The 10708-nt window shown below is 68.3% G+C and carries 10 protein-coding genes; 6 read left to right on the top strand and 4 right to left on the bottom strand.

Translation table 11 applies throughout. The annotated features are described in order from the left end of the window. Nucleotides 1–8: 8 nt before the first annotated feature. A complete protein-coding gene (locus ACNPM4_RS08930; RefSeq protein WP_021199094.1) occupies nt 9–758 on the bottom strand; it encodes a phosphoglyceromutase in 750 nt (249 codons plus the stop codon). Nucleotides 759–818: 60 nt separating this feature from the next. Between ACNPM4_RS08930 and ACNPM4_RS08925 the strand changes: the two genes are divergently transcribed. Both ACNPM4_RS08925 and ACNPM4_RS08920 read left to right on the top strand, forming a co-directional pair. Beyond that, nucleotides 819–1637: a class I SAM-dependent methyltransferase gene (locus ACNPM4_RS08925; RefSeq protein ID WP_029262771.1), complete on the top strand. Its 819-nt coding sequence runs from the start codon at nt 819–821 to the stop codon at nt 1635–1637. A gap of 142 nt (nt 1638–1779) precedes the next feature. Next, a complete protein-coding gene (locus ACNPM4_RS08920; RefSeq protein ID WP_029262772.1) occupies nt 1780–3297 on the top strand; it encodes an amino acid permease in 1518 nt (505 codons plus the stop codon). 18 nt (nt 3298–3315) lie between these two features. Here ACNPM4_RS08920 and ygfZ read toward each other — a convergent pair whose 3' ends face one another. From ygfZ to ACNPM4_RS08905, 3 genes are all read right to left on the bottom strand, one after another. Continuing rightward, nucleotides 3316–4446, bottom strand: a complete 1131-nt coding sequence (gene ygfZ, locus ACNPM4_RS08915) for a CAF17-like 4Fe-4S cluster assembly/insertion protein YgfZ (protein ID WP_029262773.1) — start codon at nt 4444–4446, stop codon at nt 3316–3318. Nucleotide 4447: 1 nt separating this feature from the next. Then, nucleotides 4448–5050 (bottom strand): heme-binding beta-barrel domain-containing protein, encoded by a 603-nt coding sequence (locus ACNPM4_RS08910; protein ID WP_448985437.1) that lies wholly within the window; start codon nt 5048–5050, stop codon nt 4448–4450. Between the two features lie 150 nt (nt 5051–5200). Continuing rightward, nucleotides 5201–5491: a hypothetical protein gene (locus ACNPM4_RS08905; protein WP_400858030.1), complete on the bottom strand. Its 291-nt coding sequence runs from the start codon at nt 5489–5491 to the stop codon at nt 5201–5203. Nucleotides 5492–5564: 73 nt separating this feature from the next. Here ACNPM4_RS08905 and ACNPM4_RS08900 point away from each other — a divergent pair, with 73 nt between their 5' ends. From ACNPM4_RS08900 to ACNPM4_RS08885, 4 genes are all read left to right on the top strand, one after another. Beyond that, nucleotides 5565–6248 (top strand): winged helix-turn-helix transcriptional regulator, encoded by a 684-nt coding sequence (locus ACNPM4_RS08900; protein WP_029262776.1) that lies wholly within the window; start codon nt 5565–5567, stop codon nt 6246–6248. A gap of 51 nt (nt 6249–6299) precedes the next feature. Then, nucleotides 6300–8465: an RNA degradosome polyphosphate kinase gene (locus ACNPM4_RS08895; protein ID WP_029262777.1), complete on the top strand. Its 2166-nt coding sequence runs from the start codon at nt 6300–6302 to the stop codon at nt 8463–8465. Beyond that, nucleotides 8462–9451 (top strand): NUDIX hydrolase, encoded by a 990-nt coding sequence (locus ACNPM4_RS08890; RefSeq protein ID WP_051662329.1) that lies wholly within the window; start codon nt 8462–8464, stop codon nt 9449–9451. The genes ACNPM4_RS08895 and ACNPM4_RS08890 overlap by 4 nt, the downstream gene beginning before the upstream one ends. 151 nt (nt 9452–9602) lie before the next feature. Next, complete coding sequence (locus tag ACNPM4_RS08885) at nt 9603–10703, top strand: phosphate ABC transporter substrate-binding protein PstS (RefSeq protein ID WP_029262779.1); 1101 nt, start codon at nt 9603–9605, stop codon at nt 10701–10703. The last annotated feature ends 5 nt before the right edge of the window (nt 10704–10708 follow it).

Raw genomic sequence — 10708 nt, 5'->3', positions numbered from 1 at the left:
GGAGGCTCTTACTTCTTGCCCTGGGCCGCGACGGCGGCGGCACCGGCAGCAGCAGCCTCCGGGTCGAGGTAGCGACCGGGGCCGGTGGGCACGTTGTTCTCGTCCAGCTCGTAGACCAGCGGGATGCCGGTCGGGATGTTCAGCTCGGCGATGTCGTCGTCGCTGATGCCCTCGAGGTGCTTCACGAGACCCCGGAGCGAGTTGCCGTGCGCCGTGACGAGCACGGTCTTGCCGGCCTCGAGGTCGGGCACGATGGCGCTCTCCCAGTACGGAAGCAGACGGTCGATGACGAGTTTGAGCGACTCGGTGCGCGGCACCTCGCCGTCGATGCCCGCGTAGCGGACGTCGTTCACCTGGCTGAACTCGCTCTCGTCGTCGAGCACGGGCGGCGGCACGTCGAACGAGCGGCGCCAGAGCTGGAACTGCTCGGGACCGAACTCCTCGAGCGTCTGCGCCTTGTCCTTGCCCTGCAGAGCGCCGTAGTGGCGCTCGTTGAGCCGCCAGGACCGGGTCACCGGGATCCACAGACGATCGGCGGCGTCGAGCGCGATGTTCGCCGTCTGGATCGCACGGCTCAGCAGCGAGGTGTGCAGCACATCGGGGAGGATGCCGGACTCGGCGAGCAGCTCGCCGCCGCGGCGTGCCTCCTTCTCGCCCTGCGCGTTGAGGCGGACGTCCACCCAACCGGTGAACAGGTTCAGTTCGTTCCATTCGCTCCGGCCGTGGCGGAGCAGGATGAGGGTGCGCGTCGCAGTCATGTCGCCAGTTTATCCGTGGCCGGCGCCGACGCTCGATTCGGATGCTGGGAGGATGGAGACATGGCGTCATCTCCCCTCGGCCGGCCGACCCGCGGCACCACGGGGACGAACCGTCTGCGGCGGAACGACCGCTGGATCGCCGCGAGCGATGCCCTGCGCCGAGCATCCGATCCACTGGTCGTCGATCTGGGCTACGGCGCCAGCGGCGTCACGGCATTCGAACTCGCGACGCGTCTGGTCCGGGTGCGCGACGACGTCGAGGTGCGCGGCCTCGAGATCGATCCGGCGCGCGTGGCGACGGCCGATGCCCAGCTCACCGAGGTCCGAGCGGGGCGCACACCCTTCGCGGCCGACCTGCCGGTCTCGTTCGCGCGAGGCGGCTTCGAGGTCCCCCTCCCCGGCGGACGACGAGCCGCGGTGATCCGCGCCATGAACGTGCTGCGCCAGTACGACGAAGGGGATGTCCCCGACGCGTGGGGCCGGATGGCATCACGGTTATCCCCCGGCGGCCTGCTGTTCGAGGGAACCTGCGATGAGATCGGCCGCGTCTCGAGCTGGATCGACGTCGATGCGCACGCCGTGCCGCTGCGCTTCACGATCTCGCTGCGGCTCGCCGACCTCGAGAGGCCGAGCATCGTCGCGGAACGGCTGCCGAAGGCGCTCATCCACCGCAACATCCCGGGGGAACGCATCCACGCACTGCTGGTCGAGCTCGACCGCGAGTGGGAGCGGGCCGCACCCCTGTCGACGTTCGGTGCCACACAGCGTTTCCTCGCCGCGGTGGGAGCTCTTCGCGCGCAGGGGTGGCCGGTGCTCGGCGGACGGACACGCTGGCGGCTGGGTGAGCTCACGCTGCCGTGGGCGGCCGTCGCCCCCTGAGCAAACCGCTGCCGGATGTGGTCATGCGGCATTCCGGTGAGCACACTGTGGCCCCACAGCAACATGTAACGTGTTAGCTGGCGTTCGCATGCGCCGAGGTCGGCAGCACAGTGGCTGCAGAACTCCGAGGACAGGAGATTGAATGGCGATCACCGATCCCCCACGGGAGCACGATCCCGCGGCGGCACAGGAGAACAGGCGTGAGCGCCTCGGAGACGTCGCAACCGCAGTTCAGGACTTCTCGCACGAGCAGAGGGGATATCGCACCGCCCTGAAACCGCGACACCTGCAGATGATCGCGCTCGGGGGCGCGATCGGCACCGGGCTCTTCATGGGTGCTGGGGGACGATTGCACTCCGCAGGGCCCCTGCTCGCGGTGTCGTACCTGGTGTGCGGTGTCTTCGCATTCTTCATCCTCCGAGCTCTGGGTGAGCTCGTGATCCATCGGCCGTCGTCGGGGTCCTTCATCTCGTATGCGCGGGAGTTCTACGGGGAGAAACTGGCGTTCGCGGCAGGCTGGCTCTACCTGCTCAACTGGGGCATGGTGGCGATCGTCGACTCCACGGCCGTCGCGTTGTACGTGCACTACTGGTCGGTCTTCGACGTGCTTCCGCAATGGCTTCTCGCTCTGATCGCGCTCATCGTCGTGGTCGGACTCAACCTCGTCTCCGTGCGACTGTTCGGCGAGATGGAGTTCTGGTTCTCGATCGTGAAGGTCGCAGCGCTCACGCTGTTCCTCGTCCTGGGGATCGTGTTCCTCGCTGCCGGCTGGAAGACGGATCAAGGCGCGACGGGGCTGACGATGCTCGCCGAACACAACGGCTTCATGCCGGAAGGAGTGCTCCCCGCGGTCATCGTGATGCAGGGAGTCGTGTTCGCGTATGCGTCGATCGAACTTGTGGGCACCGCTGCCGGCGAGACAGAGAACCCCGAGAAGCTCATGCCCCGCGCCGTGAACTCGGTCATCCTCCGCATCGGAGTCTTCTACGTGGGCTCCGTGCTGCTGCTCGCGCTCCTGCTGCCGTACACCGTCTACCAGGCCGGCGAGAGCCCCTTCGTGACGTTCTTCTCACACGTCGGCGGGCCCGAGGTCGGCGCCGTGGCCGGCAGCATCATGAACTTCGTCGTCATCACCGCCGCCGTCTCGGGCCTCAACGCCGGCCTGTACTCCACGGGCCGGGTCTTCCATTCGCTCGCCGCCTCCGGGGCCGCCCCGGCGGTGGCCGGCCGGATGAGCAAGCGTGGCGTTCCCGTCGCCGGCATCGTCTTCACCGGGCTGTTCGCTCTCGGTGGTGTGCTTCTGAACGCGGTCGTACCCGACGATGCCTTCGAGATCGTGCTGAACATGTCGGCGCTCGGGATCATCGCCGCGTGGGCGACGATCATTCTCTGCCAGCTCCAGCTGCATCGACTCGCGAAGCAGGGTCGGCTCGAGCGCCCGGCCTTCCGACTGTTCGGCGCGCCCTTCACGTCCTACCTCACGCTCGCCTTCCTCGCGACGGTCATCGTCCTCATGGCGTTCGACTACCCGACCGGGACCTGGACCGTCGCCAGTCTGGTCGTCATCATCCCCGCACTCATCGCCGGGTGGCTCGTGGCCCGACCGAGGATTCAGCAGCTCGCGGCGCTCCGCGCCACGGAGGCACAGCACGCCGAGTAGCGCGCGACGTCCATCGCCTCAGGACGCAGCGGGGGCGTCGCGCGGATCGGGCGCAGACGGACGACGAGACAGCCGGGTAAGGCGCGGGATGTCTGCCGTGGCACCGGCATCCGCCGGCACGATCACCTGTTGGGACGCCGCGATGTCGATGCCGTCAGCACGCACCACGAGATCGCCGACCGGTGCGCGACGGGACAGGATGGCGAGCGCGATCGGCCCGTCTTCGTGGTGCCGCGCCACCGACGTGATGTGGCCGACCTCGTCATCCCCCGCGAACACCGTTGCTCCGGGCTCAGGAAGCACGGCGTCGCTGCCGTCGAGATGGAGCGCGGCCAATCGGCGCGGAGGATGTCCGAGGTTGTGCACCTTGGCGACCGTCTCCTGCCCGCGGTAGCAGCCCTTGTTCAGGTGCACGGCGCTGCGGATCCAGTCGGACTCGTGGGGCAACGAGCGCTCGTCGACCTCGGTGCTCCACCGCGGACGCCAGGCGGCGATGCGCAACGCCTCGGCGGCGAGGAGCCCGGCGAGAGCATCGCGGTCGAGCGATGCGGCGAGCGCATCCGCCGCGTCCGCGCTCAGCATCGCGACCCGCCACGCGTAATCCGCAGCCGGATGCTCGGCGACCTCGGCGTACTGGTGCCCCCCGCTGCTGATCCGCTGCCAGGGGTCGGCCCAGATCAGCGGGCTGCCGTTCGGCGCGAACGCTGCGGCGGATGCCGTCGGGGCCACCGCACCTCCGTCGATGTAGCCGATCGGCGCGAGGTCGGATCGCACGTCGACCGTGGCTTGCGTGCGGAACTTCATGCGGGTCAACCAGCCCGCGAGTGCATCGGCATCGCCGGCGTCGGCAAGGAGCCAAGTGGATGTGCCGTCGTCGAGGACGCCGGCCGCGTGCTCCACGCGCCCCTGCGGGTCGAGCACCAGCAGCTCCGTGCTCTCGCCGGCAGCGAGACGGCCCACCGACTGCGAAGTGATCGAGTCGAGCCAAGTCAGCCGTTCCGGGCCCGAGACCTCGATGATCGTCCGGTCACCGAGTGGGGCGAGGGCCGCCCCCTCGGCGAGACGCCGCTGCTCGCGGAAGGCATCACCGAAGTGCATGATCCGATCGCCGTCGGACACGACACCGTCGAGCTCGCCGAAGCCCGACACGTCAGACCTTGGCCAGCCGGGCCGAGGCGTGCGAACGGAGCGGGGTGCCGAGGGCCGCGACATCCCATGCCCACAGCAGATGACCGTCGACCAGGCCGTACATGCGGGAGGAGGCGGTGTGCACCTTCGCACCGGCACTGCGGACCACGGCATCGGTGCCGATGTCGACGCGCGGTCCGTTGATCTCGCCTATGTAGAGCTCGAGTGCGCCGTCGGAGTGAGCGACCGACACCTCGATCGGGAAGCCGCCGCTGGGTGCGCGCAGCTCCTCGACATCGTCGACCGTGCGGGCGACGGGGGGAGCCAGGGGCGGGAGCAGTGCTGGACCCGGATCCGCCGGCGCGGCCGGGCGAGCGAGCCGCCAGAAACCGGTCTCGGCGAGAAGCGCAGCCGACGGTGCGCCGTCTTCCGCGAGGAAGGTCGCGGTGCCGGAGTAGTTGAGGAACGGGCCGCCGTCGTGGCTGAAGCTGACCCGGTGCGTGAACTCGCCCTGCAGACGCTCGTCACCCACCGGATAGTCGATGACACCCGTGCCCTCCCACACGCCGATCAACCACGCGAGCGGGGCGAGGTCGGCGGGAAGGTCGGTGGGGAGTTCGATCACGATCGCGTCAGCGCTGGCCGCGGAAGAGGTTGCGCAGCACCACTGCCGAGACGAAGACGATAGCGAGGCTCGCGAGGCCCAGCAGGCCGATGAAGAAGATTTCGAGCGCCATGAGGTCCATGTGCTCCACCTTACCGCGCCGGGCCGACGTCAGGACGGGATCAGTGCGGCCAACCCGAAACCGATCGAGATGAGGCCCATCAGCAGCAGGGCGCCCGTGACGCTGCTCGCCACCCGGAAGATGAAACCCTGCGTGCGCCCGTACCAGAGCTGCACGGCGAACGAGAGCAGAACGACTCCGCCGAAGCCGACCAGCATCCAGGGCACGCGCCATTCCTCCGGCACGAAGATGCCGATCGCGACGGTGGCGACGAACGCCACCGCCCACACGACGATCACACCGACGAAAGCGTTGCGCGGTGCGAGTGCTGGTTCCGTCATGACACCATTGTTGCGCATCGGCTCCCGGTATCATGGCGGCACGGCGTCGATCGCCCGTCGGTGAGGAGTGCGCGTGGCCCTGGTCCTGGTTCTGACCAACGCTCCGCTCTCGGAGCAGGTCCTGCCCGCTCTCGAGTTGCTGAGCCATAAAGCGCGCCAGATTCCGGCGGAGACCGCGCAGCTGGTCAACGCCCCGGAGTATGACGTCGTGATCGTCGACGGTCGTCATGACCTGGTGGCGGCGAAGTCGTTGTGCCGCCTGCTGCGCGCCACCGGACAGGACGCGCCGCTGCTCCTCGTGGTCACCGAGGGAGGGATGAGTGCGCTCTCCGGCGACTGGGGCATCGATGACGTCCTGCTCGTCACCGCCGGCCCTGCCGAGATCGACGCACGACTGCGTCTCGCACTCGCGCGGCGAGATGACGTCGCCGAGCCCGCACGCGTACAGGCTTCCGGAGTCACGATCGATGAGCAGTCGTACTCGGCGAAGCTGCGCGGCAGACCGCTGGACCTCACCTACAAGGAGTTCCAGCTGCTGCACTTCCTCGCGACGCATCCTTCACGCGTCTTCACCCGGGAGCAGCTGCTCAGCGAGGTGTGGGGCTACGACTACTTCGGCGGGACCCGCACCGTCGACGTGCACGTGCGACGGCTCAGGGCGAAGCTCGGCGACCAGGAGCAGATCATCGGCACGGTGCGCAACGTCGGCTATCGCTTCAACGTCAACGAGGACGAGAGCATCGCCGCAGCCGGGTGAGGACGGACGCTGTTCACACGAGCGTCACCCGGCGGTGCTTAGATGTACCCCATGATCGATCCCGCACTCGCCGACGCCGGCCTCGGAGACGCCGAAGACGATGACTTCGACGCCATCGAGTCCCCCGACTCCCAGCTCCCGGACCACCGCTACCTGGATCGCGAGCTGAGCTGGCTCGCTTTCAACCAGCGCGTGCTGGAGCTCGCCGAGGATCCGTCGCTGCCCGAACTCGAACGGGCCAACTTCCTGGCGATCTTCGCCAGCAACCTCGACGAGTTCTTCATGGTGCGCGTGGCGGGTCTCAAGCGGCGCATCATGACCGGGCTCGCGGTGCCGACCAACATCGGCCGCTCCCCCGTCGACGCGCTCGCGGACATCTCCCGCGAGGCGCACGCCCTGCAGCTGCGCCACGCGGACGCGTGGATCTCGCTGGTGCGCCCCGCCCTCGCCGAGTCCGGCGTGGAGATCACCGACTGGTCGGAGCTCACCGACGGCGAGCGCTCCGCGCTGTCCGAGTACTTCCAGGCCCAGGTCTTCCCGGTGCTGATGCCTCTCGCGGTCGACCCGGCTCACCCGTTCCCGTACATCTCCGGGCTCTCGCTGAACCTCGCGATCCGCATCCGCAACGCGCGGACCGGTCGGCAGGAGTTCGCGCGCCTCAAGGTGCCACCCATGCTCCCCCGCTTCGTGGAGGTACCCGGCGGCGGCGAGATCAAGCGCTTCCTGCGTCTGGAGGAGCTCATCGCGAACCACCTGGGCGACCTGTTCCCGGGCATGGAGGTGCTCGATCACCACGCGTTCCGACTCACGCGCAACGAAGACGTGGAGATCGAGGAAGACGAGAGCGAGAACCTGATCCAGGCGCTCGAGGCCGAGCTGCTCCGTCGCCGGTTCGGGCCGCCGATCCGCCTGGAGATCACCGACGACATGGATGACGTCACGATGGACCTGCTGGTCCGCGAACTCGACATCACCGACCTGGAGGTCTACCGCCTCCCCGGCCCGCTCGATCTGCGCGGCCTCTTCGACCTGTCCCGCATCGACCGACCCGACCTGCGGTATCCGCCGCACCTGCCCACCACGGCCGTGGCCTTCCAGCCCGCGGGATCGAGCAACCGCGCCGACATCTTCAAGGCGATCCGCAAGTCGGACGTGCTCGTGCACCACCCGTACGAGTCGTTCACGACCAGCGTCCAGGCGTTCCTCGAACAGGCCGCCCGTGACCCGCACGTGCTCGCCATCAAGCAGACGCTGTACCGCACATCGGGCGACAGCCCGGTCGTACAGGCGCTGATCGACGCCGCGGAGGCCGGCAAGCAGGTGCTGGCACTCGTCGAGGTGAAAGCCCGATTCGACGAGGCCAACAACATCGTCTGGGCGCGCAAGCTCGAGAAGGCCGGCGTGCACGTGGTCTACGGACTCGTCGGGCTGAAGACGCACTGCAAGCTCGCGCTCGTCATCCGCGAGGAAGACGGCAAGCTCCAGCACTACTCCCACGTCGGCACCGGCAACTACAACCCGAAGACCAGCCGTATCTACGAGGACTTCGGCCTCTTCACCGCAGACGCGCAGGTCGGCAAAGATCTGACCCGACTCTTCAATGAGCTCAGCGGCTATGCCATCGAGAAGAAGTTCAAGAGGCTCCTGGTCGCCCCTCTGCACCTCCGGAAGGGCCTCGTCCGCCAGATCGACGCCGAACGCAAGAACGCCGAAGCGGGCGTGCCCGCGCACATCCGCATCAAGGTCAACTCGATGGTCGATGAGGAGATCATCGACGCGCTGTACCGCGCGAGTGCCGCGGGAGTGAAGGTCGACGTCTGGGTGCGCGGCATCTGCAGCCTGCGTACGGATCTCGACGGCATCAGTGACAACATCACCGTGCGCAGCATCCTCGGCCGCTACCTGGAGCATTCGCGGATCTTCGCGTTCGAGAACGGCGGCGACCCGCAGGTGTACATCGGCAGTGCAGACATGATGCACCGCAACCTCGACCGTCGCGTCGAAGCGCTGGTGCGGGTCACCGACCCCGCCCACCTGAAGGAGTTGCAGACGTTCTTCGACCTGGCGATGGATGCCGGGACGACCTCGTGGCACCTGGGTGCCGGTGGAGTCTGGGAGCGCCACGCCGAGGACGCGGACGGCAAGCCCCTGATCGACCTGCAGGATAAGACCATGGGGTTGATCCAGCGGCGTCGCCGCGCACGGGCGGTGCGATGACCGGGCGGCAGCTGCAGCTCCCACCCGACACCGCGAACGGGTCGAAGTGGGCGGACAAGGCCGTGTACGCGGCGGGAGCCGTCGTCTGGCGACTCGTCGACGGCAAGCTGCGCATCCTCCTGATCCACCGCACGAAGTACCGCGACGTCACGCTGCCCAAGGGCAAGGTCGACCCCGGAGAGATGCTCGCCGAGACCGCCGTCCGGGAAGTGCACGAAGAGACCGGCATCCGCGTCTCGCTCGGGGTGTCGGTCGGTGTGAGCCGGTATCACCTGGCGTCCCAGAAGCAGAAGGTCGTGCACTACTGGGCAGCGGAAGCGACGGACTCCGCCATCCGGGAGTCGACGTTCGTGCCCAACCGCGAGATCGCCGCGCTGGAGTGGGTCAGTGTGAAGAAGGCGCGTGCGCGCCTGAGCTACCCCGTCGACCTGGAGATCCTCGACTTCTTCGCCAACCTCGTCGACGACGGAGTGCTGCGCACCTTCCCCGTGATCGCGCTGCGGCATGCGAAGGCCACGCCCCGTTCGGAGTGGGACGGATCGGATGCCTCCCGGCCGCTCACCGAGCGCGGTCGAAAGCAGGCGAAGTCGATCGTGGGACCGCTGCGTGCCTTCGGAGTGCGCCGGATCGTGACGAGCGACGCGGTGCGCTGCGTCGAGACGATCACCCCGCTCGCCCGTGCACTCGATCGCAAGCCGGTGAAGACCGACAAGATGAGCCAGGACGCCTGGGAGGACGGCGAGTCCGATCTGCGCTCGGTCGTCGGACGCCGCATCCGCGCCGGCAAGCCGGCCGTGCTGTGCAGCCACGGGCCGGTGCTGCCCGGTCTGCTCTCGGAGATCGCGCTGGCCACCGGCACCATCCAGGGCTCGTATCTCAGCAGCGCCGCAGACCTCGAGCCGGCCGCGTTCTCCGTCGTCCACCTCTCCGCCACGAATCCCGGATCGGGCATCATCGCGATCGAGACCCACGTCCCGAAGGTCTGACGCTTCCTTGATTTCTCGCGGGAGCGCCCCAGAGAGTCGCCCGTCGTTCACCTGCCGTTCACCTGCTCGGGAGAGTCTCGTTAACCGTCGCCCCTAGCGTCACTGTGTGCCCTGCACCGGGCCCCACCCATCAAAGATCGAAGGATCCACAGTGAAGATCTCCCGAATCGCACGAATCGGCGCCATCGGCGCCGTGGCCGCTCTCGCCCTCGCCGGCTGTGCCGCGAACGAAGGCGGCACCGGCTCGAGCGAGGCTCCTGCCGAGTCCACGCTCTCCGGCACCATCGACGCCACCGGCGCCTCCTCGCAGGCCGCCGCCCAGGAGGCCTGGGTCGCCGCGTTCCAGACCGCCAACCCCGACGTGACCGTCAACTACGAGCCCACGGGCTCCGGCACCGGTCGTGAGAACTTCCTCGAGGGCGGCAGCAACTTCATCGGCTCCGACCGCGCATTCAACGATGAGGAGATCGCCGCCGGCGGCTTCGGCGCCTGCACCACGGACGACATCGTCGAGGTCCCCCTCTACATCTCGCCCGTCGCCGTCGCCTTCAACCTCGAAGGCGTCGACGCCCTGAACCTGGATGCCGCCACCATCGCGGGCATCTTCGCGGGCACGATCACCAACTGGAACGCGCCGGAGATCGCCGCGCTGAACGACGGCGTCGAGCTCCCCGACCTGGCGATCTCGCCGGTGCACCGCTCCGACCCCTCGGGAACGCAGGAGACCTTCGCGAAGTACATGAGTGCGACGGCACCCGATGTCTGGACCTACGAGGTCTCCGACGAGTGGCCGATCCAGGGCGGCGAGGCCGCACAGGGCACCTCCGGCGTCAAGCAGGCCATCACGGCCGGCAACGGAGCCATCGGGTTCCTCGACGCATCGCAGGCCGATGGCCTCGGCCAGGTCGCCGTGGGCGTCGGCGAGGAATTCGTCCCGTACTCGGCGGAGGCCGCTTCGAAGCTCGTCGAGGGCTCGCCGCTCGCCGAGGGCCGCGGCGAGGCCGACCTCGTCTTCGACGTCGACCCGGCCGCCGCCGCGGACGGCGCCTACCCGATCGCCCTGGTCAGCTACCTCATCGGCTGCGAGCAGTACGAGGACAGCAACGTCGCGGGGCTCGTGAAGGAGTACTTCTCCTACATCGCGAGTGCCGAGGGCCAGGATGCCGCCGCGGAGAACGCCGGCAGCGCCCCGATCTCGGACGGCCTGCGCGAGCAGGTGCTGGCCGCGATCGACCTGATCCAGGTCGGCTGATCCAG

This window comes from Microbacterium umsixpiens (assembly GCF_053543675.1).
Note: the sequence above shows the minus strand (reverse complement) of the source record. Positions and strands in the feature narration are given on the sequence as shown.